Annotated in this window: 19 protein-coding genes and 2 pseudogenes; 9 read left to right on the top strand and 12 right to left on the bottom strand. The window is 56.3% G+C overall.

All coding sequences use genetic code 11. From position 1 onward, the window contains the following. Positions 1 to 83: 83 nt before the first annotated feature. Positions 84 to 977 (bottom strand): tyrosine-protein phosphatase, encoded by an 894-nt coding sequence (locus DDZ17_RS14905; protein WP_157976669.1) that lies wholly within the window; start codon positions 975 to 977, stop codon positions 84 to 86. A 64-nt stretch (positions 978 to 1041) separates the two neighbouring features. After that, positions 1042 to 3423, bottom strand: a complete 2382-nt coding sequence (locus DDZ17_RS14910; protein WP_157976670.1) for a TonB-dependent receptor — start codon at positions 3421 to 3423, stop codon at positions 1042 to 1044. Positions 3424 to 3893: 470 nt separating this feature from the next. On the opposite strand from DDZ17_RS14910, the gene DDZ17_RS14915 reads away from it, so the two are divergent. Further along, positions 3894 to 4517, top strand: a complete 624-nt coding sequence (locus DDZ17_RS14915; RefSeq protein ID WP_116367775.1) for a TetR/AcrR family transcriptional regulator — start codon at positions 3894 to 3896, stop codon at positions 4515 to 4517. Between the two features lie 67 nt (positions 4518 to 4584). On the opposite strand, the gene DDZ17_RS14920 is transcribed toward DDZ17_RS14915, so the two are convergent. The 4 genes and pseudogenes from DDZ17_RS14920 to istA form a co-directional block, all read right to left on the bottom strand. Then, positions 4585 to 5373, bottom strand: coding sequence for an SDR family NAD(P)-dependent oxidoreductase (locus tag DDZ17_RS14920; RefSeq protein ID WP_116367776.1), 789 nt, complete (start codon positions 5371 to 5373; stop codon positions 4585 to 4587). Between the two features lie 63 nt (positions 5374 to 5436). Next, positions 5437 to 6126, bottom strand: a complete 690-nt coding sequence (locus DDZ17_RS14925; protein WP_116367777.1) for an EthD domain-containing protein — start codon at positions 6124 to 6126, stop codon at positions 5437 to 5439. A gap of 588 nt (positions 6127 to 6714) precedes the next feature. Continuing rightward, positions 6715 to 7233, bottom strand: a pseudogene (istB, locus tag DDZ17_RS23045) (IS21-like element helper ATPase IstB); the annotation flags it as partial. Then, a pseudogene (gene istA / locus DDZ17_RS22835) lies at positions 7224 to 8441 on the bottom strand (IS21 family transposase); the annotation flags it as partial. The pseudogenes istA and istB, both read right to left, overlap by 10 nt. 91 nt (positions 8442 to 8532) lie before the next feature. On the opposite strand from istA, the gene DDZ17_RS14940 reads away from it, so the two are divergent. Together DDZ17_RS14940 and DDZ17_RS14945 are read left to right on the top strand one after the other, a co-directional pair. After that, on the top strand, positions 8533 to 9231 hold the full coding sequence (locus DDZ17_RS14940; RefSeq protein ID WP_206613565.1) for a type I restriction enzyme endonuclease domain-containing protein: 699 nt from the start codon (positions 8533 to 8535) through the stop codon (positions 9229 to 9231). A gap of 13 nt (positions 9232 to 9244) precedes the next feature. Further along, the gene (locus DDZ17_RS14945; RefSeq protein ID WP_116367779.1) at positions 9245 to 9961 is read left to right on the top strand and encodes a M48 family metallopeptidase; all 717 of its coding nucleotides are present in this window, start codon (positions 9245 to 9247) and stop codon (positions 9959 to 9961) included. On the opposite strand, the gene DDZ17_RS14950 is transcribed toward DDZ17_RS14945, so the two are convergent. The 5 genes from DDZ17_RS14950 to dnaA form a co-directional block, all read right to left on the bottom strand. Continuing rightward, on the bottom strand, positions 9958 to 11238 hold the full coding sequence (locus tag DDZ17_RS14950; protein WP_157976672.1) for a reverse transcriptase domain-containing protein: 1281 nt from the start codon (positions 11236 to 11238) through the stop codon (positions 9958 to 9960). The two genes, DDZ17_RS14945 and DDZ17_RS14950, sit on opposite strands and share 4 nt — an antisense overlap. Positions 11239 to 12184: 946 nt before the next feature. Beyond that, positions 12185 to 14602, bottom strand: a complete 2418-nt coding sequence (gene gyrB / locus DDZ17_RS14955) for a DNA topoisomerase (ATP-hydrolyzing) subunit B (protein WP_116367781.1) — start codon at positions 14600 to 14602, stop codon at positions 12185 to 12187. A gap of 136 nt (positions 14603 to 14738) precedes the next feature. After that, a complete protein-coding gene (gene recF / locus DDZ17_RS14960; protein ID WP_116367782.1) occupies positions 14739 to 15848 on the bottom strand; it encodes a DNA replication/repair protein RecF in 1110 nt (369 codons plus the stop codon). A 101-nt stretch (positions 15849 to 15949) separates the two neighbouring features. Continuing rightward, positions 15950 to 17053, bottom strand: coding sequence for a DNA polymerase III subunit beta (gene dnaN / locus DDZ17_RS14965; RefSeq protein ID WP_116367783.1), 1104 nt, complete (start codon positions 17051 to 17053; stop codon positions 15950 to 15952). 115 nt (positions 17054 to 17168) lie between these two features. After that, a complete protein-coding gene (dnaA, locus tag DDZ17_RS14970) occupies positions 17169 to 18689 on the bottom strand; it encodes a chromosomal replication initiator protein DnaA (RefSeq protein WP_116367784.1) in 1521 nt (506 codons plus the stop codon). A 515-nt stretch (positions 18690 to 19204) separates the two neighbouring features. Here dnaA and rpmH point away from each other — a divergent pair. The 5 genes from rpmH to mnmE are packed head-to-tail and all read left to right on the top strand — an operon-like array spanning position 19205 to position 23158. After that, the gene (gene rpmH, locus DDZ17_RS14975) at positions 19205 to 19339 is read left to right on the top strand and encodes a 50S ribosomal protein L34 (RefSeq protein ID WP_116367785.1); all 135 of its coding nucleotides are present in this window, start codon (positions 19205 to 19207) and stop codon (positions 19337 to 19339) included. A gap of 16 nt (positions 19340 to 19355) precedes the next feature. Then, positions 19356 to 19766 (top strand): ribonuclease P protein component, encoded by a 411-nt coding sequence (gene rnpA, locus DDZ17_RS14980; protein WP_116367786.1) that lies wholly within the window; start codon positions 19356 to 19358, stop codon positions 19764 to 19766. Further along, the gene (gene yidD, locus DDZ17_RS14985; protein ID WP_116367787.1) at positions 19766 to 19993 is read left to right on the top strand and encodes a membrane protein insertion efficiency factor YidD; all 228 of its coding nucleotides are present in this window, start codon (positions 19766 to 19768) and stop codon (positions 19991 to 19993) included. Before rnpA ends, yidD begins: the two co-directional genes overlap by 1 nt. Positions 19994 to 20004: 11 nt before the next feature. Further along, the gene (gene yidC, locus DDZ17_RS14990) at positions 20005 to 21726 is read left to right on the top strand and encodes a membrane protein insertase YidC (protein WP_116367788.1); all 1722 of its coding nucleotides are present in this window, start codon (positions 20005 to 20007) and stop codon (positions 21724 to 21726) included. Between the two features lie 52 nt (positions 21727 to 21778). Next, the gene (gene mnmE / locus DDZ17_RS14995) at positions 21779 to 23158 is read left to right on the top strand and encodes a tRNA uridine-5-carboxymethylaminomethyl(34) synthesis GTPase MnmE (protein ID WP_116367789.1); all 1380 of its coding nucleotides are present in this window, start codon (positions 21779 to 21781) and stop codon (positions 23156 to 23158) included. Here the strand turns inward: mnmE and DDZ17_RS15000 are convergent. Further along, positions 23117 to 24025 (bottom strand): DMT family transporter, encoded by a 909-nt coding sequence (locus DDZ17_RS15000; protein ID WP_116367790.1) that lies wholly within the window; start codon positions 24023 to 24025, stop codon positions 23117 to 23119. The two genes, mnmE and DDZ17_RS15000, sit on opposite strands and share 42 nt — an antisense overlap. A 543-nt stretch (positions 24026 to 24568) precedes the next feature. Here DDZ17_RS15000 and DDZ17_RS15005 point away from each other — a divergent pair. Continuing rightward, entirely contained in the window at positions 24569 to 25441 is an 873-nt protein-coding gene (locus DDZ17_RS15005; RefSeq protein ID WP_116367791.1) for a DUF2971 domain-containing protein, read from the top strand. Positions 25442 to 25570: the final 129 nt, after the last annotated feature.

Below are 25570 nucleotides of genomic sequence, written 5' to 3' on the forward strand. Positions count from 1 at the left end.
GACCGAATACCTCAACGTATCGGCCAATACGGCCAGAATCTAGAAAAATGACCGGCCCTCTGTTTTCAGTCATATGTCTATAACTAAATTAAATACAAAGACTTCAATTTCTCCAAGCTATCAGAATCTACATCTAGCTCTAATTCCAAATATGCCAAAACCGAACTATACCTTTCTTCAATCTCGCGCAGAGTATAGTATAGATATGGAATACCCTCTTCATTAATCAACGGCTTCGGCTTGGTAGATTCCTTATTGCTGTAACGTAGAAGTATTTCGGCAAAAGGGTTGTCCTCCGCCTTTTCAGCCAAGTTAATACTTCCATTCTCTACAGCTGGTTGGCGGTATTCAGTGGAAAGTACGTAATCCTGCACTACTTGCGAACGCGGAACCCCTAGAGATATAAGCATGAGGGCAGCGGCTACACCTGTGCGATCTTGCCCAGCAGAGCAGTTGACAACTAAAGGCGTATTACCTGCAATTGCCTGAGAAAAATATGCCTTAAGCTGGGGTTTAAGATTATCAGGAATTTTTCGATAGAGCCGCTCCATTGTTGAGTCACGAGTATTTGATTCCTCAGAAACTTGCGGGATCATTTCAGTAAAATGATAGTCTATTGAGATATAATTAATTCCAGAATTTCTCGCCCACAGATTTGGGAAAAGATTCCGCTCCTCAATACTTCTCAGATCAACAATGGTATCAAAATCAAAATCCGACAAATACTTTTGGTCTTCTTCAGTTAGATTGGTCATAACTCCTGACCGGAAAAGAAGACCTTTTCGGACAGTTCTTCCATCAGATGTCACATAGCCGCCAAGATCGCGGAAATTCGACCCCCCCTCTAGGAGAAGTACTTTTTTGTAGGTATCAAGAACACGATTTTCTTTCTGATCAATTTCAGCAGAAAATAATTCAGCATTGGCCGTAGACGAAAACAAAGCTGAGACAACAAGCACGAAGCTAAATACTTTCACGCAATCCACCTTATACTTATCAAAGTTTTTATACATTCTGTAAAAATATAAACAACAGAAATTTTTAATAGTTTACTCTAAACCCTAAAAGGTATCGACGACCGTATTCCTCTGATTGATTGATAGTGTCGTTGCCGCTATAACGACGATCAGTTTCATCAGTCAGGTTATTGAAATTTGCATAGACCGACATGGAAATACGATCCCAATTAATGGGCAAGTCATACACAATAGACAGGTCAACGCGCTCTTGCTCGCCCCAGTAATCGCTGGGGTCTTGAACAGGAGACACCCAGTCATCACGATACTGATAATTTAAGCGTATCGAGAAATCGTATTTTTCGTAAAATAGGGAGGCGTTATAGATTGTATCTGAGGTTCCTGGAAGACTGAGTACACGCCCGTCCAAGGTCTCGAATTCTGAGTCCAGAAAAGTTAGATTGGCACTAATACCCAGCCCATCAAAAGGGCTGGGAAGAACTTCTTCTGCCAAAGCAATAGCATTGAATTCTATTCCTTTCATCATGCCATTATTGCCGTTTACTGCACCGAAGTACTCCCACGTTTGCCCAGCTGCTGGCGGCCAATACAGGCCGGCGTCAATAGTTGACACGTCTGTATATATGACATTGTCGATCTCTCTGTAAAAGGCCCCAGCAGATAATAGGCTGGCAGGGGCAAAATACCATTCAAGTGATGTGTCAAAACCGATGGCTTCCTCCGCTTGCAGGCGGGGATTTCCACCTGTCACTTCTTCATCGACAAGATTCACACTTACCGCTGCTCGCCATTCATTATAGTTAGGACGGTTGACGCCTGTAGATGCGGAGATTCGCCACTTCAAATCTTCTGCAAGATCAATGTTGACGTGAGCACTGGGAAGGTAGTTAATAAATCGTTCCTGCGCGGAAACTGGAAGGTCGTTGACATTCCCTTCAGAACTATATTCTGTTTCCTCAATTCGAAGTCCTGCCACAATACTTCCCCAACTGAACTCTGAACGTATCATGGCGTAGGCAGAAAGAATTTCTTCTTCTATAAAGATCTTGTTTTCTGGGGCAATTTGGCCGCTAATAGAGAGGTCGCCTTGGGAAGACCAATCTTTGACCAAACTACTATTATCATAGTATGTCCCACCAATGGTGTTTGTTTTGTTGGCATCCCATGGTTTTCCAGTATTGTAGCTATCGATATTGATGCCAGAAGGCATCGACGTGTATATCGGCTGTCCGACATATCCGTCAGCATCGCGGTCATCCCACTTTACTCCTAGGGACAATGTGGATGAATATCCAAAGATTGACAGATCTCGGCTGGCATCTATTTTGAGCTGAGTTGCGTCAATGTTTAAACGCTCCACATAATGTATGCCAATATCCCTGGCATACTGAACTTGGGAAAGGTCGCCAGCTAAGTATACTTTCGGATCGTCTATTTCATTCAGATTGTAGTCAGCTAAGGTTACACCGCCTACGCTAAAAGGGATTGGTATATCCGAAAGGGAGATAGTTTCCGTAGCGGTGAGCCGCCCCTCTACAATCCAGTTCCCAGCTAAGACGTCGGCGCCCAGAGTAGAGGTCTCAGTCGAATTTTCGTATATACCGTCTTGCAACCTCCGTGAAACTAACATGCTAACATCCTCCACATTGGCACCTACGGCAGGGCTCAGCGGTGAGAATATAAACTGATTACGCCTCTCGCGATCTTGAAATTCACTATACAAATTTGATAGAAATACTCGCTGAAGAGCGTTATTCCCACGGTACTCGATGCGACCACCGTAGCTTTTGTCTTCGCGTCGAATCTTATAGCTGGTAAAGTCCAGCTCCTGTACCGTTAGCTCACCTTTCACAGTTCGGTCTAATTCATAGCCTCTACCATCGGTAATTTGGTTTCGACTATTTTCTGACGCAAATATCATTCCGCCAAAATTTTCGTTCGACCACGAACCTCGGAAGGCCATCTTATCTATATCACCGTTACCAAGATTCTGCTTTCCAGCTCCAATATCTGCAGAAAAAGATAGTCCATCTTTTGCAAATGGACTGAACGTATGGATATTAATAAATCCAGCTACTGATTCACCCGGCATGCTAGGCAAAATTGCTTTGTTGGCCTCAATACGTTGAGTAATAACCGAAGGGAAGCTATCAAAGCGAGGTATACGACCATTCTCGGCACCTGGCACATCAATCCCATCAAAAGCAATTGTGGTATATCGGAATGGCGCACCGCGTAGGTTGATGTAGCGTGCTTGCCCTTGGTCCCGCTCTATAGCAATACCCGGAAGACGGCCAAGTGAATCAGCCAGATTTTGATCTGGAAACTGTCCGATAGTATCCGCCGAGACAATTTCCACTGAATTGTCTGACAATCGTTTGGCGTCAATAGAAGCCTGCTGGCTATCTCTAATAGGGGTAGCTAATACCAACACTTCTTCTAGCACGGTTTTTTCCTGTGCTAGTGCATTTATTGGCATCGTAAAAGTACAGGCCAAGACCAGTCGAAGCGATGTCGATCTATAAATTCTGGCTAGACTTGTCGGTCCATCTGAAGCTCCGTGAATTGCATTACGGATTTCTGTGCTGAATATATTTCTATTAAACATAAGCATTATTAGACCACTCATTATTATTGATAATAGATGTTTTCTTTTTATTGGTACTCAGTTTTCAAATATTAATTCTTACCCAAACGGAACCCTGTAGGATATTGCTAATTTTATTTTTTAGCTGAGCTTGTTCAGGCTTGAGACCTGTTATTCCATGACCAAAATGGACACATATCTGCGCCTCACCTGGCTCGGTCTTATCACTCGATAAGATTGATCGTAGGCAATGACTTATCAAATGACAAGTTTTATTTGTCTGGTATAATTTTGGTTTGGCGATTTGTGGATGAATTTTTAAACCAAGAATGAGTAGAGCAAAGGGTAATGCCCGAGAGGACATACTGGATACAGCTGAGCGCCTATTTGCCGCCAGGGGAACCCAGAACGTTTCATTGCGAGAAATTAATGCAGAGGCAGGTTACAGTGCGGCAGCGCTGCATTACCACTTCCGCAGCAGGGAAGCACTACTTGAAACGTTATTGGAAGTTCGGCGTCAGCCAATTATGGAGTTGCGATCGACTCTGTTGCAGCCGCTTCAAGATCAGGAGCAGCCATCACTTGAGTCCCTAGTCAATGCACTGGTGATGCCATTAGCCAAAGCAATCATCTCCGACCCAACACCAGGCCTGATTACGGTAAAGTTTTTCTACAGAGCGTACATAGAACTTAATCATTTGGGGCATATCCGAAAGATCACGGAGCATAGCTTCAAGAAATTCGAACCCCTGCTAGCCAAGGCACTGCCGGAAGCTCAGGAGGAAGTACTTCGATTTCGTTGGCTGCTTGCCACTGAATTAACCTTCCAGGGTTTGGCAAACATGGACACAATTTTGTCAATCAATGGTCAGCCAGACACACGGAAGAAGCGTGAGCAGTATGTGCATGACCTCACATCATTCATTGTTGGTGGTCTAAAGCATTCAGGTTAGGTTCACGGATAGCACTATGATTTTTACCTCGGCATTCACCTTGTGAATGGGTCTTATCAAATACTAGTCAGAGGCTCATCAAACCGCCATCGACGACGATATTTGCTCCACTGACATACGCCGCTTCACTTGAGCACAGCCACACCACTGCACGCGCAACATCTTCGGGCTGCCCCATTCGCCCACCAGGTAATGATTGGAGAAACTCGCCGCCCTGGTCAGGGGTCGAATTCAGGTAAGCCCGCATTGGTTCTGTTTCGATTACACCAGGGCAAACGGTGTTAATACGGATGTTCTGCGACGCATACTCCTTTGACGCCACCTTGGCCAAACCCAGCAGCCCATGCTTGGTCGCCGTATAGTGGGGAAGTCCCGCCGCACCCATTATCGAGGCGCCCGAACCGTTGTTGACGATAACCCCGCCACCGGTACTTAGCATGTGCTCGATTTGCATCTGCATACACAGAAAAACCGAAGTGAGGTTGACCGCAACCACTTGATTCCATTCGTCCAGGGACACGCGATGGAAGGGGGTTGCTTCACCCGTCATCCCTGCATTATTGAACGCGCAGTGCAACCCGCCAAGCCGATCCACTATAGCTTTTATCATCGGCGCAATAGTATTCGCATCGCCGAGATCAGCTTGAATAAACTCTGCTACCCCGCCCTCAGCCCTGATCAGGTTGACCGTTTCCATGCCTTTGGATTCTGTGCGATTAACTACTGCGACCCGTGCGCCAAGAGACGCAAAACGCAGCGCTGTGGCCCGACCGATTCCACTACCCGCGCCGGTCACCATGGCGACCTTGTCAGTAAGATCCAGATTTTTATGGCTGTTATTCGTTGTCGTATTCATCACTGAGCTGCTGATAGTTTCCGTTAGTGCTTCCGATCTTACAAAGCGATAGTTACGCGCAGCTCAATCGAACCAGTACTCGCTCATTGGTCCGGTAATCATGCTATTGAAATCACAGAACCCAGGCAGATCGGCATACATTTCCTCGACGACCTCTGGGTCACCAAAGTAGCGACTGTCATCGGTGAAATCCCTAAGCTCGCGAAAGTGTTCCAGCACAATGGCGCGATAAGCCGGTGCGATCTGCGTGAGCGGGCGCGCTACCGCGTTACGCACGTATGACCATCTCAAGGGGTGCAAATCGAAAGATATCGCGGAGTGTTTAACTTGCCAATTGTGGTAGAACTCCGCTTCGGAAACCGAATCCGGCTTGTTATGAGCGGTAAATTGCGTGACGCCAGGACGACGTTCCCCTTCGCCCCACTCAACCTCGAAGGCCTGGGGTATCGATTCTGTCACCAGATAGCCACTGTAACCCGGGGACAGGGTTTCAATAGCTGCCTCGATATCTGCACGACTATCAAGCGTATCCAGCCAGAATGCCACGACTGCGCCGACCTTCTTCCACTCACCCGCAATGCGAGCTGAGTTCGCGGCCACAACCAGTGCGTCAATATCTGCAATGTTAAGGGTGATATGGTGGCCTCCAGAGGCGCGAATGACCGGCAGCAACCCAGCCTTGAAACTATCGAGAAATGCCTGATTTTCCGGGTCATCCACGGCCCGATCGAGAAGGTAAACCAATTTTTCCATTATAGTTCTCCGAGAGGCGATCGGCCCTGACAGCCATGGTCAATCGTACCGATAAACCACAATTCTCAAGCCGTTAACACCTACCCACAAATTGACTTCATCAGAATTTGCGATAGGCGCAGTATTCATTCAGGTCAACTGCCCGAGCCGGTGACGTTACAGTGCGCCTCCAACAACGAAAAGGCCCCGGTTACTGGACGGCCAAGCTGGTTTATGTTGTTGCTCCGCTGAGCATTTCCGTGCAAATGACAGCGGGCCTCGAACGGCAAAGCCATCGCGGCGACAGCGGACCCATGCAAATGGGCAGGAAATCAATCGGGTGATGATAAACGCCTCAGGCCCAACCGGAGAGTGGCTGCCGCCAATAGAACGAAACCTACAGCAGAGCCTAATTGTTCCCACGCCCTTCCGGAGTCTGTTTTCATTATTTCGTCTGGCGGCTTCCGCTTGGTCGTAAGCGTCCTCTAAGCGGTCATAGTATCTATTGTCCAGTATAGGCCAAATGGCCCATGAGACTCTACACTGTTGATTTGCACTTAAAACTGACCCGGGATTTGCATCTAATATTGACCCACCCCGAACGCCAGATTATGGCGTAGATTTCAATTTCCTGCCTCTCTCCCCTCGGTCCTGAGTCGTGGAGTGTTTCAACCTGTAACTGTCATTGCCCGTCTCCAGGATATGGCAGTGATGCGTCAGTCGGTTCAGCAAGGCCGTTGTCATCTTCTCGTCACCGAACACCACTGACCATTCCGCGAAGCTGAGGTTGGTGGTAATGATGATGCTGGTACGCTCATAGAGCTTGCTGATCAGGTGGAACAACAAGGCACCACCCGCCTGACTGAAGGGCAGATAACCCAGTTCGTCCAGGATCACCAGGTCGGTATGTACCAGCCGGTTGGCAATGCGACCCTGCTGGTTGGCGGCTTGCTCCTGTTCCAGTGCATTAACCAGCTCAATCGTCGACAGGAAGCGCACCCGCTGCCGGTGGTGCTGGATGGCCTGCACACCCATCGCTGTCGCCAGGTGGGTTTTACCGGTGCCCGGGCCGCCAACCAGCACCACGTTCTGTGCATCCTCCAGGAATTGGCAACGGTGAAGGGGGCGCCATTGCGTAATGCCCCCGGCTTGCGCTGGGCTACCGTCAGATAATGGCGCCAATCGAACAGGGTTTGCCCCGGCGTGCTCTTGTCCCGGTTAAATACGCGCTCGTGCTCTGCCACGACCAGGGTTTCCGCCACGATTACCAGCCGCTGTGGATACACCCGGAGGCTGATCACGCGATTGGCGAAGCTGGCCGGCACGCTGTAACGGTTGTGCTCGAAGGTAATCAGGCAGGTCGAGGAGACGCGCTTGGCGTACTCGGTGAAGCCATCAAAGGCGGGCGGTACCGACATCAGCTTTGGTCGCTCGTCCTCCAGGCATTCGGCGAGGGAACGTGACTTGAGCACGGGATGTGCAGCCTCCTGCCAGAGCTCGCGGCACCGTTGCTGCAGCCAGTTGTTCAGATCCTGCAGGGTATTGAACGGTGGCGGGTCGTACCACAGACCGTGACGGGCATCGAGAACGGCCTTCTCTATTTGCCCCTTCTCCCAGCCAGAGGCCGGGTTACAGAACTCCGGTTCAAACAGATAGTGACCCACCATGGCATAGAAGCGCTTGTTGATCTGCCGCTGCTTGCCGCGGCCGATCTTGTCCACAGCGGTCTTCATGTTGTCGTAGATGCCGCGCTCCGGTATCCCGTCGAAGGCAATAAAGGCGTGGTAGTGGGCATCGAAGAGCATCTCGTGGGATTGCGTCAGGTAGGCCCGGAGGAAGAAAGCGCGGCTGTAGCAGAGCTTGAAGTGGGCGATCTGCAACTTGGTGCTGACGCCATTGATCTTGACCCAGTCCTCACTCCAGTCGAACTGGAAGGCTTCACCGGGTGCAAACTCGAGGGGAACATAGGTCCGCTTGGCGGCCAGCAACCGAGCTTCCTGCTGATCCTGTCGCCACTGGCGAGCAAAGGCAGCCACCCGGTCATAGGAACCGGTGTAGCCCAGGGTGAGTAGGTCCCGGTACAGCTGTTTCACGGTGCGCCGCTGTTTGCGGTGCCTGCGCGACTCCCGGAACAACCAGTTGGTGAGCGTCTCCTCGTAATCATCCAGCTTGCTGGGCGATTTGCGCGCCGGGTAAACCGGCTCCAGGCAAGCACTGGCGAGGTATTTACGCACGGTGTTTCTGGACAGCCCGGTGCGGCGGGCGATCTCCCGAATCGGCATCTGATCCCGCAGGTGCCAACGGCGAATTACACTGACTAAAGCCACGTCTATCACTCCTTGTACCCCTGCTGAAACCTCAACAGGGAAGGGTTATACGTGGGTCAAAATTCGATGCAAATCTGGGGGGCTAGTGGGTCAATTTTGGATGCAAATCAACATCCAGAACGCCGCCCGCAACCGCTACCGCGATCCCGGCCTGAACATCAGTGACGCCGGCGCCAAGGTCCGCAAGCTGGTGGACGAGCACATTATCAGCACCGGGGTAGATCCCAAGATTCCCCCGGTGGATCTGATGGCGGCCAACTTCCGGGAGACCGTGGAGCAGATCAAGTCCCCGGAATCCCGCGCCTCAGAGATCGAGAGCGCCATCAAGCACCACATCACCGTCAACCTGGATGACGACCCCGAGTACTACAAGTCCCTGAGCCTGCGCCTGCGGGACATCATCGAGAAGACCAATGGCAAGTGGGACCAGCAGCTCGAACTGCTGCTGCAGATGGTCAGTACCATCGAAACAGAACACAAGCAGGCCGCGGATAGCCTGGGGTTGAGTGAGACCGAGTTTGCCTTCTACAACATCCTGATGGCCGAAGTAACCCGCCTCACCGGCGAGGACACCGTCAGCGAGGCAGTACACAACGAAATCAAGGCAACCAGCCGGGATCTAGTGGCCATGTTCAATGAAGCCACGCAGATTGTGGACTTCTTCAGCAAGCCGGACGAAGTCAAGCGTATGAAGAAGGAAATAAAACGCGCGATCCTGGACTCCACCTTTGCCGACAAATCCCTGGTCACCGTAGTGCAGGACCGTTTCATGGACCTGGCGAAAAACCGGTTCAAGTGAGGTCATCAACTCAGTGACGGCAAGACAGCCACAAGCGGAGTATCGGGACGGCAATGGCTTCTTTGCCGAGATTATCCGTACCAGCCGCCGCAAGTCAGCCGATATCCGGGTTGAGGACGGCGCCGTGTCCGTGGTGGTGCCAACCAGCACTTCCACCGAGCGAATCGACCAGCTGCTGACCGCCAAGCGCCGCTGGATCAAGGAAAAGATTGCCCTGCATCAGGAGCAGGCGCCCCCCGCCACGCGCCGTTTTATCGCAGGTGAGGCCTTCAGCTATCTAGGTAGGAATTACCGGCTAAAGGTAGAGACTGGCAACTTCACTCCAGTAAGGCTGCTAAACGGTCGCCTGGTGGTCACCGTGCCTTCGGGTAGCCAGCAGCACATTGTCCGCAACGCCCTGGTGCGCTGGTACAAGCGCCAGGCCGAGCACAAGCTAACCGAAAAAGTGACGCGCTTCGCGCCGCAGGTCGGGGTGCAGCCAACCGGGGTGGGTATCAAAACCTTCCGGTCACGCTGGGGAAGCTGCACGGCCAAGGGCAAGCTGGAGTTCAACTGGCGAATCATGATGGCGCCGAACCGGATGGTCGACTACGTCGTCATCCATGAACTCTGCCACCTTATACGCCATGACCACTCTCCGGAGTTCTGGCGGGAGATAGACAGGGTGATGCCGGAATACCAGGAGGCTCGGGAGTGGTTACGGGCGAACGCGGTGACTCTGAACTTTTAGGATTGAGAACTAATCTTTGCTTTGACTACTGGATTACTTTTGCTATCTACCAAAGCATGAACACCAAGCAATCTTCTTTTCACTAAGTTTTTCTCAGGCGAAATCCAATTCATCTGCGAACTGAAGTGGGACTGGTAATCCTCTATAAGGTCAGAAATTTTTCCATCCATTTGTTCTAGGATTTGATGGTTATTGCAGAACTGGTACTGATTACCCCAAGCTTTGACCGACTTATTTATCTCATTTAGGGTTTCAACAAAGCTCATTTTTCCCAGAGGACGTTTTGGCTCTTTTGTTCTTAGCTGGATCTTTGAAAATTTAATTTTCGTCTCAACGCTTTGTATGAGCCTTTTTCTCGATTCCTTTTTCGGTGTAATTTGGTTAGGTCTTATATGACAACCGAGAAACTCGAATCCTTTGGAGGTCTCTCCAGACTCCGCTTTCTCTCTATCGATCTTTGGATCGTACGCCTCAAGGTCAAGATCACTGAGAATTTTTAGCCCTTTTTTCAGAGTTGCATTCACTGCCTTCTGTGTAGGACCTATTAAAATAAAATCGTCGATATAGCGAATACACAATACATCATGGGTGTTTAGCTTCTCGTCAAACTCCGACAGTACAATGTTTCCGAATAAAGGCGATAGGCAAGACCCCTGAGCCACACCCAAATCGCTAGTAGGAAACAGCTTATAATCAGCACCAAGGCTGAACTGGTTAGATAGCACGACCATCGTTGCCCGTTCAATTAAGTCGTCAAACTGGGGGTCGGACACATGATTCTTTATTCTACCTAAGACATGCGCTTTAGAGATTTGAGTGAAGAATGATTTTATATCTGATCGGATAAAATACTTCCCGTCAGCTACGATTTTATCGTGCGCCATTTCTACTGCATACCTAACTCCCCGCTCTTTTATACCACCGCAACTAGTGGGGTTTTCAATGAGCTGCCTTATTTCGTTATTCTTCTGAAGAACCTGCAGGATGGCTCGTTGAACAATTCTAGTTTCGATCGATGGTAAAACGATAGGACGCTTTTTCCCGGGTTTGCTCTCTTTGGCTAAGCCATAAGACGGAGGAAAAACAAATCGATTCTCACGAATCTGACGCTGTACTCTACTAAGGTGCCTTCCTGAATCAGCATCGAATTCTGCTGCTTCCTGGCGAATTTTTTCGGACGGAGAGATTCGGCAATTCGAGCGAATATGGTTCCAAGCCGCTCTCAAGTTGCGAATGTTTTTGACCTGGTCAATGTAGTAACTGGTTTCAGTCGACATAAAGTTGGTAAGGGCCTTACCAGCGAGCAACACCCAATCGCCACGGCGTTAAGACATTCTCTGGGAGGAATGAAATCATTCCAAACCCACCCTAAATCACACACGTGATCCTCGGGGCTTGCGCAGTATGATACGGCACCGACTGATATCGGCCCGCACACCTGGCAAACAAGTGTCCCGCAAAATACAAGAACCCACAGCAGCACCCAGCGGGCGCGAGCGTTGGCATGTTTTTGCATGAAACCACTTTCATGGCAAATTCTCCCCTTACGAACCCGTATATACGTTTTTAACGCCGGATTGCAAGGCGGAACCAGCCACATCCATCCCGACGCAGAAATTTAGTCCCGCAACCGTCTGGTAAGAACCCTCTATGGATCGAGCTCCGGTTATTTGCAGGGCGACTGAGCCGGTAAGACATTCTCTGGGAGGAATGAAATCATTCCAAACCCACCCTAAATCACACACGTGATCCTCGGGGCTTGCGCAGTATGATACGGCACCGACTGATATCGGCCCGCACACCTGGCAAACAAGTTGTCTACTGTCTTTATATACAGTAACTCCCGGCGAGTCAATGGGTGCTCCACATGGTCTTTACGGGACAATTGATAGGGCTGAGCGCGAGCGACTCGAGTTCAGTGTAAGTATTGGAGCAAGCCCAATAAAGTGTCCATTGCGGAAACTTTATGGTCAAAAGGACAGGCGCGCAACTTTGACGGGCTTTCTATCGTTTTTGGGGTGATTGACCGATAGGGGAGTGCGGGAAAGCCAGAATAAGGGTTGGTTTTATCCAGAAAACCAACCCTTACAGGTCAAAAAACAACCAAATCCTTACATGCGCATCTACTTAACTAATTGAAATATAAGGATTTACTTTAAATCGACTTGGTTCAACTCTGTGCGAAAAGTTCATTTTCAATGAGAACCCACAACGGCGTTTTTGCTACACGTCCAGGTTGGCGACGGACAGTGCGTTTTCCTCGATAAAGTCCCGGCGCGGTTCCACATGGTCGCCCATCAGGGTGGTGAAAATCTGGTCGGCGGCGATGGCATCCTCAATGGTCACCTTGAGCATGCGGCGCACTTCCGGGTCCATGGTGGTTTCCCACAGCTGGTCGGGGTTCATTTCACCGAGACCCTTATAGCGCTGGATGTTGTAACCCTTGCGCGCCTCTGCCATCAGCCAGGACAGACCGGTTTCAAAGTCGCGGGTGTTCAGCACTTTGTCGCCGCGCTGGAAGTAGCCGCCTTCCTCGATCAGGTTATTGATGGTGTTGCCCAGGGCCACGATGCTGCGGTATTCCCCGGAGGCGAAGAACTCGTGATGGTACTCCGTTTCCGATTCGATGCCGTGGGCCATCAATTTCACCACCGGGAAGAAGATCTGCCGCTCCTGGTCCTTGCGCACCACCACGTTGTAGCTGCTACCCTTGGGTGTTACTGGTAGTAAGCGCTCACTCAACTGATCGGCGAATGCGCTGACACGGGCCTCGTCCTTCAGCTCGTCCAAGCCCAGATGGGCGCCGTAGACCATTTGCCACAGCACCACCGGGGCATAGAGGCGGCTCAGGCGGTCGATGGTGGCGGCCACCTTGCGGAACTCACTCACCAGCTGCTCCAGCCCTTCGCCGGTGATGGCCGGCGCATCGGGATTGACCACGATGGCGGCGCCATCCAGGGCCGACTGGGTGAGGTACTGGCGCAGGCCCTCGTCGTCTTTTAGGTAGGTGTGCTGCTTGCCCTTGGCCACCTTGTACAGGGGCGGCTGGGCGATGTACACGTGGCCGCGGGAGATCAGCTCCGGCATCTGCCGGAAGAAGAAGGTCAGCAGAAGGGTTCTAATATGGGACCCATCTACATCCGCATCGGTCATGATGATGATGCTGTGGTAGCGCAATTTGTCCGGGTCGAACTCGTCCTTGCCAATGCCGCAGCCGAGGGCGGTGACAATGGTGCCCACCTCGGCGGAGCCCAGCATTTTGTCGAAGCGAGCCTTCTCTACGTTCAGAATTTTGCCCTTTAGGGGCAGGATGGCCTGAAAGCGGCGGTTGCGGCCCTGTTTGGCGGAGCCACCGGCGGAGTCGCCCTCCACCAGGTAGAGCTCGGACAGGGCCGGGTCTTTCTCCTGGCAATCCGCCAGCTTGCCGGGCAGGCCGGCAATGTCCAGCGCCCCTTTGCGGCGGGTCATTTCACGCGCCTTGCGGGCTGCCTCCCGCGCACGGGCGGCGTCCAGCATTTTGCCCACCACAGACTTGGCCTCCTGGGGATTTTCCAGCAGGTAGTCGTTGAATTCGGCGTTCATGGCCTGTTCCACCGCGGTTTTCACCTCGGAGGAAACCAGTTTGTCCTTGGTCTGGGAGGAGAATTTTGGGTCAGGCACCTTCACCGAGATGATGGCTGTCAGGCCCTCCCGGGCGTCGTCCCCGGTGGTGTTGACCTTGGCCTTCTTGGCCAGGCCCTCGCGCTCGATGTAGTTGTTCAGGCTGCGGGTGAGGGCGGCCCGGAAGCCCGCCAGGTGGGTGCCGCCATCGCGCTGGGGAATGTTGTTGGTGTAGCAGTAAATGTTCTCCTGGAAGGAGTCGTTCCATTGCAGCGCCACTTCGACACCAATGCCCTCGTCGGTGTCCACCTGGAAGTGGAAGGGCTTGTTGATCAGCGTTTTGTTCTGGTTCAGGTAGTTCACAAAGGCGTTCAGGCCTCCTTCGTAGGCGTAGGTTTCCTCTTTGCCGCTGCGCTCGTCCTTCAGCACGATGCGCACGCCGGAGTTGAGGAAGGCCAGCTCCCGCAGGCGCTTGGCCAGGTGGTCAAAATGGAATTCAATATTGGTGAAGGTCTGGGCAGAGGGTTTGAAGCGCACACTGGTGCCGGAGCTATCAGTCTCGCCGATAACCGCCAGGGGCGCCTGGGGTACGCCATGACGGTAGATCTGCTCGTACATCTTGCCTTCGCGGCGAATCGTCAGGGTCAGTTCTTCGGACAGCGCGTTCACCACCGACACGCCCACACCGTGAAGGCCGCCGGATACCTTGTAGGTGTTGTCGTCGAACTTGCCGCCAGCGTGCAGCACGGTCATGATCACTTCCGCGGCGGATACCCCCTCCTCGTGCATTTCGGTCGGAATACCGCGGCCATCGTCACCTACGGTCACCGATTCGTCGGGGTGGATCACCACATCAATGCGTGAACAGTGGCCCGCCAGGGCCTCGTCGATGGAGTTGTCCACCAGCTCAAAGACCATGTGGTGCAGGCCGGTGCCGTCATCGGTGTCGCCAATGTACATGCCCGGCCGCTTGCGGACGGCGTCCAGGCCCTTGAGTACCTTGATACTTGAAGAATCGTAGTTATTTTCCTGATCGCTCATATTCCGAATAACTCTTTCCGAATGACTGTGTCCGTACTGCTTGTTGCGGCGGACGCTTTCCAACACATTTCCCTTGTTGCCCAACGCCGGGCCCTGGGGCTTGTTCCGGCCGGCGCTGTAGCCAACATAACAACGCCTACACCTGCTCGTGCTGCACCAGCGCCGTCACCTGCCCATGTTCCACGTGGAACATGGCCACTTCGGCGGGCTCTGACCACTGATCCGCCAGGTCGGCCGCCTCAACACAGGTAATAAAGACCTGTGCGCCCAGCTGATCGAGCTCCTCACACACCCGCAGGCAGTGCCGCGCATCCAGCTCTGAGGGCAGATCGTCCACCAGATAGCAGCACTGGCGACCCATTTTCTCCTGCATCAGCTGGCCCTGGGCCAGCTTGAGGCCGCAAATCACCAGCTTCTGCTGCCCCCGGGAGAGCACATCCTCCGCGGCCCGGCCCTCGATAGTGACCTTGAGGTCTGCCCGCTGTGGGCCAACCTGGGTAAAGCCCTTCTCCCGGTCGGAGTGCAGGGTGGCCGCCAGTGCCTCCACATAGCTGAGTCGTTTGTCCCAGCCCTGGCGCAGGCGAAGTTCAACATCACCCAGCTGTGGCAGCAAGCGCTCCATCAGCGCGCGAAAGCGTGGTGCGAGATCAGCAAAGTAATCCTGGCGAAAATCGTTGAGTCGCTGACCGGAGTCCGCCAGTTCCCGCGTCCAGACGGACAGCTCACGATCAGCCAGTTTATCACGCCGAAGCCCGCTATTCCGCTGTTTAATGCAGCGCTGGAAGCGTTGCCACTCGGGGAAAAAGCGATGTTCCACGTGGAACACTCCCCAATTGAGGTACTGCCGGCGGGCGGGTGGACTGCCCGTCAACAGCGCAAAACTGTCCGCATTGATCACCTGCAGAGGAAGGTGTTCCACCAGCTCAGACACAGCTTTCGCCGGCGCCCCCTGCACCCGCAGCGACAGCTCACCGCTTAACGCGCGCTGCACCCCGAGCGTGGTGCGCCCACTGCCTGAGCGGGCCACGGTGCCCTGCACCACGCAATCGGCCAGGCCATGGCTGATCAGTGTTCGCGCGCTGGTTCCACGAAAGGAGCGGGCCATACCCAGCAAATGGATGGCCTCCAGGACACTGGTTTTGCCGCTGCCGTTCTCCCCGAAAAAAACATTGAGCCGGCCGAAGCCGGTCAGGCTGGCTGACTGGATGTTACGCACGCGGTGGATATTAAGGTGCTGCAGTGCCACGACAGGGAGACAGTAGGCGGCTCAGGGAGGAGGGCGAGGGCGGCTGGATGCCGGGTGCAAGAGCGGGCTGCCCACCAAGCGGTGGCGGGCAGCCCCGTGAATCAGAGCCGCATGGGCATGACAACATAGACAGAGTCGTCGGTATCGGTTTCTTCAAGCAAGGCGCTGCTATTGGGATCCGAGAGCGACAGCCGCACCTGTTCGCCGCTGAGCACACCCAGTACATCCAGCAGGTAGCTGACATTAAAGCCAATCTCCAGGCTATCGCCCTGGTAATCCACTGGCACAGATTCCTCGGCCTGCTCTTGCTCCGGGTTGTTGGCCACGATCTCCATGGCGTTGTCCACCAGCTTCAGGCGCACGCCACGGTACTTCTCGTTGGACAGGATGGCGGTGCGGGTAAAAGCCTGACGCAGCTCCATGCGGGACCCGATGACACACTTGTCGGCGGCGCGGGGCAACACCCGCTCATAGTCCGGAAACTTGCCATCCACCAGTTTGGAGGTAAAGGTGAAATCCGCGGTGGTGGCGCGCAGGTGGTTGCTGCCCAGCACAATGCCAATCTCCGCCTCGTCTTCCATCAGCAGGCGAGCCAGCTCCAGCACCCCCTTGCGGGGCAGAATCACCTGCATATCCTCCGGAATATCGACATCGCTGGGCAGGGTACACATGGCCAGGCGGTGCCCGTCGGTGGCGACCACCCGCATGCGGCCCTGCTTGAGCTCCCACAGCATGCCGTTCAGGTAGTAGCGAACATCCTGCTGGGCCATGGCAAAGCCGGTGCGGTCAATCAGGCGCCGCAGCTGGCCCTGCTTGAGGGCAAACTGATGGGTGCCAATGCTGTCATCGACACTGGGGAATTCCCGGGCGGGCAGGGTGGACAGGGTGAAGCGGCTGCGGCCGGACTTGACGGTCAGCTTGCCGTCTTCAGCGCTGAATTCAATGTCATTGCCTTCCGGCAGGGATTTGCAGATATCCACCAACTTGCGGGCGGGCACCGTCAACTCACCGTCAACGCCGGGCGCCGGCAGTTGCACCCGTCCCACCAGTTCCACTTCCAGATCAGTACCGGTCAGTGAAAGTTTCTCCCCCTCCAGCACCAGCAATACGTTGGACAGAATCGGCAGGGTCTGGCGCCGCTCCACCACACCGGCAACCAGGTTCAGTGGCTTGAGCAGAGCGTCCCGAGAGATCACAAATTTCATAACGAGGTGTATTCCTTAACGCACCGCCCGCGCGGTGGTAATTCCGCCATTCCCCAGCCGGCGCCACAAGCGCCGGCCCACCAGGTGCTACCTACCGCCGCCGCCCTGCCCACACTCAGGTGGTCAGGGAGCGCAGCAAATTCTTATAGTCCTCGCGAATGTCCGAGCTGGTTTCGCGAAGCTCCTTGATTTTACGACATGCGTGCAGCACTGTCGTGTGATCGCGCCCACCAAAGCTATCGCCAATTTCCGGCAGGCTGTGATTGGTCAGTTCCTTGGCCAGGGTCATCGCCACCTGCCGTGGTCGCGCCACCGAACGGCTGCGCCGGCGCGACATCAGGTCCGCCACTTTGATCTTGTAGTACTCCGCCACCGTGCGCTGGATGTTATCCAGGCTCACCTGCTTGTCCTGCAGGGCCAACAGGTCCTTGAGGCTTTCCTTGATCAGGTCGATATCGACGGGCTTGCCGGTGAAGTGAGCGCTTGCTATCACCCGCTTCAGCGCACCTTCAAGCTCACGCACGTTGGAGCGAATCCGCTGGGCAATAAAGAAGGCCGCGTCCGGCGGCAACTCTATGCCCGCCTGGTTGGCCTTGTTCATCAGAATGGCCACCCGGGTTTCCAGCTCCGGCGGCTCCACCGCCACGGTCAGGCCCCAGCCAAAGCGCGACTTCAGCCGCTCCTCCAACCCGTCCAGCTCCTTGGGGTAGCGGTCGCAGGTGAGGATCATTTGCTGGCCGCCTTCAAGCAGGGCGTTGAAGGTGTGGAAGAACTCCTCCTGGGAGCGGTCCTTCTTGGCGAAAAACTGGATGTCGTCAATCAGCAGGGCATCCACCGAACGGTAGTAGCGCTTGAACTCGTTGATTGCATTGAGCTGCAGGGCCTTGACCATATCCGCCACAAAGCGCTCGGAGTGCAGGTACACCACCTTGGCATCCGGCTTCTGCGCCCGCAGGGCATTGCCCACCGCGTGCATGAGGTGGGTTTTGCCCAGGCCCACGCCGCCATAGAGGAACAGCGGGTTATAGGCGGCACCGGGATTTTCCGCCACCTGGCGGGCCGCCGCCAGGGCAAGCTGGTTGGACTTGCCCTCGACAAAACTCTCAAAGGTGAAGGAGCCAGACAGCCCGGGCTGGTGGGCCACGGCGGGCTCCACCCGGGTGCGATCCACCGCCGCCGGGGCGCGCCGTTGTAGGTGGCCAGGGTTCGCCGCAGGTTCCGACAGGGCAGGGCCGGTGGCCCGCTGGACAGGCTGCGGCGCAAAGCCGCCGCCAGCGCGGGAGGGACTCTGGGCCAGGTTCACCGCCGCCTGCGGTGCCATGCGCGGTGCCATACCCGGGGCCATACCGGGGACATCGTCGCCTGCGCCTGTGGCATCCGCGGGTGGCTGCGGGCGGCTGCCGATCTCCAGCACCACATCCGGCGCGTGATCGCCTTCAATCTCCCGCACCAGCTCGTGAATGCGGCCGGAAAACTTGTTGGCGACAAAGTCCTTGATGAAGCGATTCGGGGCAAACAGCGTCAGCATTTGCCCTTCCTGGGCGGCCTGCAGGGGCCGAATCCAGGTATTGAACTGTTGCGATGGCAGTTCGCTCTGCAGTCGATCTACACAGCGCTGCCAGGTGATGCCAGGCAAACTATCCCCCTGATCGCCACCTCACGGCGGCTGGCCTAGATTGGGTCTTTTTTACGGTCGGTCGTCGTGCGTTTGGTCGCTGAATCTTACTGTGAGTAAGTTCTTATTTCGCTGGCATAAGCGCCGCCAGGAAGGGGCATCATACGCCCCGTGAAATCACTTATCCACAAAAAATCCGATCCGGCCTCCAGTTTTTTTATTATTAGAAATCAGTACCTTATATACCGCTTTCTGGCAAGATCCAGAGCCCGGCAAACCTTATACCGCAATCAATCCACCTGTGAATATCTTGTGCATTTCTTTGTGGGAAACTGTGCACCGAATGGCGCAGGCCGCGCCGCCGCTGCCTTTGGCAAAATCGGCTGTCACGCCAATAAAAAGCGCCCCAGACGGCGAAAAAAGCCGGCTTTCGGATTGTATTGGCCCGGGCGTTTCACTAGAATACCCACCCTTTTTTCCGGCCCCGGTAGCTGCCGGGGTCTTATGACTTTTATATACCTATTGGAATCAGTGTCATGAAAAGAACGTTTCAGCCCAGCGTACTCAAGCGCAAGCGCACCCACGGTTTCCGTGCCCGCATGGCCACCAAAAACGGCCGCCAGGTTCTGAACCGTCGTCGCGCCAAGGGCCGCAAGCGCCTCGCCGCCTGATTCAGGCGCCTGCGCGATGAGTGGCACGGCGCAGCCGCGGAGCTCGCAATACAGCTTCGGCAAGGCCAGCCGCCTGCTCACCGCCAGGGACTACAGCCGGGTATTTGACGGCGCAGAGGCCAGGGCCTCCCACAAGCACGTTTTGCTGCTGGCAAAACAAAACGATCAACCCGGGCATCGCCTGGGTTTGGTCGTTGCCAAAAAAAATGTTCGCCTGGCGGTGCAGCGCAACCGGGTCAAGCGACTGGCCCGGGAAATGTTTCGCCAGGCCGATGCCGAGCCGCCCTTTATGGACGTGGTTCTGCTCGCCCGCCGCGGCATCGATCAGTTGGATAATGCCGAGCTATCCTCTATATTGCGCGGGCAATGGCGGAAACTGGCCCGACGGGTTTCCGAAGCTGACACTAGCGAAAGCCGGGGACGCTGATGCGCCGCATGTTGGTCTTCCTTATATCGGTCTACCAGGCCTGCCTGAGTCCGTTCCTTGGTAATCGCTGTCGGTTCTACCCGAGCTGTTCCGCCTACGCCCGGGAAGCCATCGAAGAACACGGTGTAATAAAAGGAAGCTCCCTCGCCGCCCGGCGCCTGTCCCGCTGCCACCCCTGGCACGAGGGCGGCGTTGATCCGGTGCCCCCCCGCACACAGACTCACTGACACGACCGACTATGGATTTGCAACGCTCACTGCTGATCGGCGCCATTGCCGTGCTCTCCTTCATGCTGCTGACCGAGTGGGTGGCTTTCAAGGAGGCCAAAACCCAGGCTGGTGCGCCGCTCACCACCCGCCTCACCGAAAGCGCGAACGCCGCCGTGGTGGGCAGCGACGTGGACCTGCCCGCAATGCCGGCCCCCGCCGACGGTCCGGCGCCGGGCCTGGATGACCTGCCCGCGCCACCCGCCGACGCGACAGCGACGGCACCGGAGCAGAAGCCGGCTGCCCAGCAAAACGCCAGTGATGCCATCGTGCGGGTATTCACCGATGAGTTGCAGGTGGCCATCGATTTGCGCGGCGGCGACATTGTCGAGCTGGCTCTGGTGGAGCACCTGGAATCCCTGGAGGGCAAGCCCTTTGTCCTGCTGGAGCAGAATACCGGGCGCACCTACATTGCCCAATCCGGGCTGATCGGGCCCGATGGCATCGACGCCGGGGGCCGGGCGCGCTTTAGCAGCGCGCAAAGCGAATACCATCTCGCCCCGGGCCAAGACAGCCTGCAGGTGGACCTGCTGTGGGCCAATGATAAGGGTGTAAAGGTCACCAAACGCTATACCTTCCGCCGCGAGCACTATCTCGTGCAGATGGAATACCTGGTACAGAACAACAGCGCGCAGCGCTTCCAGGCCAACCTGTTCGGCCAGCTCAAGCGCGACAGCAGCCCGCCCCCCAATGCCGACACTGGCGGCATGGGTATCAAACCCTTCCTCGGCGCGGCAATTACCCAGCCCGACGAGCGCTTCACCAAGTTCAGCTTTGATGACATGCGTGAAGAGCCCTTCAAGGCACAGCTGCCGGATGGCTGGATCGCCATGATCCAGCACTACTTCCTGAGCGCGTGGATCCCCGCCCCCGGGCAGACCCACACCTACAGCACCCGGGTCACCAGCAACGGCTTTAACATCGCCGGCTTCACCAGCCCGGCGCTGGTTGTGCTGCCCGGTGAAAGCGGCAAGACCGGCGCCGAGTTCTACGCCGGCCCGAAAGACCAGTACCGGCTGGAAGCCATCTCGCCCTACCTGGACCTGTCGGTGGATTACGGCTGGCTGTGGTGGATTGCCCAACCACTGTTCTGGCTGCTGACCAAGATTCACTCCCTGGTGGGCAACTGGGGCGTGGCCATTATAGTGCTCACGGTGCTGATCAAGGCCGCCTTCTTCAAACTCTCCGCCACCAGCTACCGCTCCATGGCCAACATGCGCCGGGTTGCCCCGAAAATGCAGGACATCCGCGAGCAGTACGGCGACGACAAACAGAAGCAGTCGCAGGCCATGATGGAGCTGTACCGCAAGGAGAAGATCAACCCGATGGGCGGCTGCCTGCCCATCCTGGTACAGATGCCGGTGTTCATCGCCCTGTACTGGGTGCTGATGGAGTCCGTGGAACTGCGCCACGCGCCCTTCATGCTGTGGATCAAGGACCTGTCGGTCATGGATCCCTACTTTGTGCTGCCGTTGCTGATGGGCGCCAGCATGTGGTTCATGCAGAAGCTGAACCCGCCGCCACCGGACCCAATGCAGGCCAAGATCATGCAGTGGATGCCGATCGTATTCACCTTCTTCTTTCTGTGGTTCCCCGCCGGCCTGGTGCTGTACTGGGTGGTGAACAACCTGCTGTCCATGGCCCAGCAGTGGGTGATTACCCGCCAGATTGAGAAGCAGGGCGCCGCCGCCTGATTCACACGGCGGCGGCATTCTTTCCCCGCCGCCGCCTCCGTATACTGCAGCCATGAGCGCACTGTCTTCCCTTGACGGCGATACCATCGCCGCCATCGCCACCGCCCCCGGTCGCGGCGGGGTGGGCATAGTGCGCCTGTCCGGCCCCGCCGCTCGCGCTATTGGCGAGCGCCTGTGCGGCGGCGCACTCACCCCGCGCCACGCCCACTTCCGCTCCTTTAGCAATGGCGACAACGCGCCGTTGGATAGCGGCATTGCGCTTTATTTTCCCGCCCCGAACTCCTTTACCGGCGAGGACGTGGTGGAGCTGCAGGGCCACGGCGGCCCGGTGATTCTCGATTTGCTGCTGAAAGCCTGCTGCGCCGCCGGCGCTCGCCTGGCGCGGCCAGGGGAGTTTTCCGAGCGCGCCTTCCTCAACGACAAACTGGACCTGGCCCAGGCCGAGGCCATTGCCGACCTCATCAACAGCACCACCGAGCAGGCCGCACTGTCGGCCACGCGCTCCCTGCAGGGGGCTTTTTCGCGGGCCATCGACCATCTGGTGGAGGCGGTAACCCGGCTGCGGGTCTACGTGGAAGCCGCCATTGACTTCCCGGAGGAGGAAATCGACTTTCTTGCCGACGGGAAGGTGGCCGAGCAGGTCCGCACCCTGCAGCAGCAGCTGCGGGAGGTCATGCAGTCCGCCCGCCAGGGCAGCCTGCTGCAGGAGGGCATGAAACTGGTGATTGCCGGGCGCCCCAACGCGGGCAAGTCGAGCCTGCTGAACGCCCTCGCCGGGCAGGACACCGCCATCGTGACCCCCATTGAGGGCACCACCCGCGATGTGCTGCGCGAGCATATCCAGATTGACGGCATGCCCCTGCACATTGTCGATACCGCCGGTTTGCGCGAATCCGCCGATATCGTCGAGCAGGAGGGTATTCGCCGGGCCTGGGAGGAAATGGCCACCGCCGATCGCATCCTGCTGGTGGTGGATGGCAGCTCCGCCGACGCGGATATCGCCAGCGCCGCCCTGTGGCCCGAAAAAAACCAGCGCCTGGGAGGCGAGCTACCGGTCACCGTGGTGCACAACAAGGCCGACCTCAGCGGCCGCCCCCCGGCGCTGATCCAGCAGGGCGGCGATACCATCATTGAATTGTCCGCGCTCACCGGCGCCGGCATGGGATTGCTGCGCGATCACCTAAAACAGTGCATGGGCTACAGCGACGCCGGCGGCGCCAGCTTCAGCGCCCGGCGGCGCCACCTCGAAGCGCTGGAAACAGCGGCCGGCTACCTCGACGCCGGCCAACGCCAGCTGCAACAGGCCGGCGCCGGGGAACTGCTGGCCGAAGACCTGCGCCACTGCCACAACGCCCTCGGCACCATTACCGGCGCCATCAGCAGCGACGACCTACTGGGCGAGATTTTCTCCAGCTTCTGCATCGGCAAGTAGCGGCACCACCGGCGCCTGCTGCGCAGACCCCCTTGCCTGCGCCATGCCCGCGGCAATAATCAGCACACAACCCGCCGCCTGCAGTGGCGACAGGGTCTCGGCAAACAGCAGCCAGCCAAACACAATCACCGCCACCGGCTCGCTATAGGCCAGTGTCCCGAACTGGGCGGTGGGCAGGCGCTGCATGGCGAGCACTGTCAGCGTCAGTGCCGCAAAGCCCGGCAGCAGGCCGGTCGCCAGCATCCAGGGCAGGGCCTGGGCCGGCACCTGCAGGGCATGAGGCCCTGCCACGCACAGCATCACCAGCGCTCCCACCAGCAATTGCCAGAACACTGCCTGCAGCGGCGGAATTCGCGCCGGACTGTGGCGGTTCAGCAGCATGAAGACGGCGTAGCAGAGCAGGGCGAGGCCGGCAAAGCCGAGCCCCAAAAGATCCCCCGCCGACAGGGTCAGGCGAAACTCCATCATCATGGCAAAACCCAGCAAAGCCAGGCCAATGCACAGCGCCTGCCAGCGGTTGAGCCGCTCATGCCAGATAAAGTGCCCCGCCAGGGCCGCCAGCGGCGGCGCCAGATACACCGTCAGCACCGCATTGGCCATGGTGGTGTAATCCATCGCCCGCACATAGAACACGATAAACCCGGCCAGCAAGGCACCGGCCAGCAGGGTGGCAAGCCGGGGCCGCTGCCAGCGGGTGGCGGGCAAGGCCAGCAGCAGGCCGGCCACGAACAGGGCGCCAAGCCCCAGGCGGTAAAAGGTAATGACCGCCGCATCGACGCCGGAATAGCGCGCCATCACGCCCATGGTGGCCATGCCGACGGCACCCAGCACTGCCAGCCAGGCGGGGCTGATTGAAGAATGTTGCATGAGGAAAACCCAGCACCCGAACGGGTATCTGTATCGAATCAAGACAGCCCGTAACGCGCGGCAACCTCGCGGCGCCAGCCATGCACAGGCGGGGCACAGCTTAACCGCAGGTCATGCACAAGGCACCCACAATTTACCCACAGGCCGAATTATTTACACACACTATGCACAGGTAATTCCAGGGTTGCTCCAGCAGCTGTTACCGCGCCCAGCGGCCATCCGCAGAAAATGTGGGTAATAACGGGACAGCCCCTGAACCGGCGCGGGGTGAAATCTGGATAAATCGCCAGTGAGCGCAGGGGCGCCAAACTGTGCCCAATCCCTCCCCAGCCGGGGCAGGGCTTTTGACCCTGTGCAAGCAGGTGTTCCGGCGGCAGTTATGCGAAGGGCAAGATACTGATTTTTAATAGGAAATCGCGCCTATCCACAGAACAGGACGGGTCATATAAAAACAACAACAACAAACTAAACTCTATATACCTAGATAACAGTGTATTTATTCAATACTACTTAACAGAGCGAAGTGACTAAAAAAGCATCAGCATGATCGACAACATCATCCAGCGGCTCTACGCCGAAACGCCCAGTGACACCCTGTATCACTACACCTCCCTGAGCGGCCTGCTCGGCATCATTCACTCGGGCCATCTCAGGGCCTCGGATGTGCGCTACATGAATGACTCCACCGAGATCCGCCACACCCTGGAGCTGATGGGCGAGCACATTCACCGGCGGGTGCTGGCCGGCACCGACCGGCCCATCCTGCTCAACCAGCTGTCGGACTGGCTGAGTCATCGCATTGTCGATGGCCCCATGCTGTTCGGGGCGTCCTTTCGCGCCAACGGCAACCTGCTCAGCCAGTGGCGGGGCTACAGCGTGCACGGCAAGGGCGTCAGCCTCGGCTTTGCGCCGCAGCACATCCTGTCCTGTGCCCGGCATCAGCAGTTTCAGGTGGGGCGTTGCATTTACGACCCGCAGCGCCAGGGCAGCCTGATTGAGGAAGTGGTGGACGGAGTGGAGGCCTACGCTGCCGCCGGGGACTACGCCGACGGTGACGAGAGTGCCAATCAGAAGATCTTCGAGCGCATCGAGGGCCGCCTGTTGCGCCTGGCGGCCCTGCTCAAGCATCCTACCTTCGAGGAAGAGCAGGAGTGGCGCATTGTGTCGCCGGTGATCGAGGATGGCAGCGCCGCCCCCATTCACTTTCGCGAGGGGGCGTCCATGCTGGTGCCCTGGTACGCTTTTGAGCTGCGCGCAGCGTCCGGCGGCAATGACATGGGGCTCGATCATGTCTACCTCGGCCCCACCAACAACATCGACCTGTCGATGAACTCCCTGAAACTGTTCCTCGCCCAGCGCGGGCAAAGCCCGGCCCGGGGCATCAGCTACTGCCAGATTCCCTACCGCCAGCGCTAACACCGGTGGGTAATGACAGCGGCCAGGGCAGCGGAGGGGGGACACGGTAGCGCAAAGCACAACAGAACATTTTTTGTACAAGGGCGGCCCGCGCCGTATAATCGCCCGCCCCAAAATCCCAATGCCTGC

This window comes from Parahaliea mediterranea (assembly GCF_003402235.1).
Classification (GTDB): Bacteria; Pseudomonadota; Gammaproteobacteria; order Pseudomonadales; family Halieaceae; genus Parahaliea; species Parahaliea mediterranea.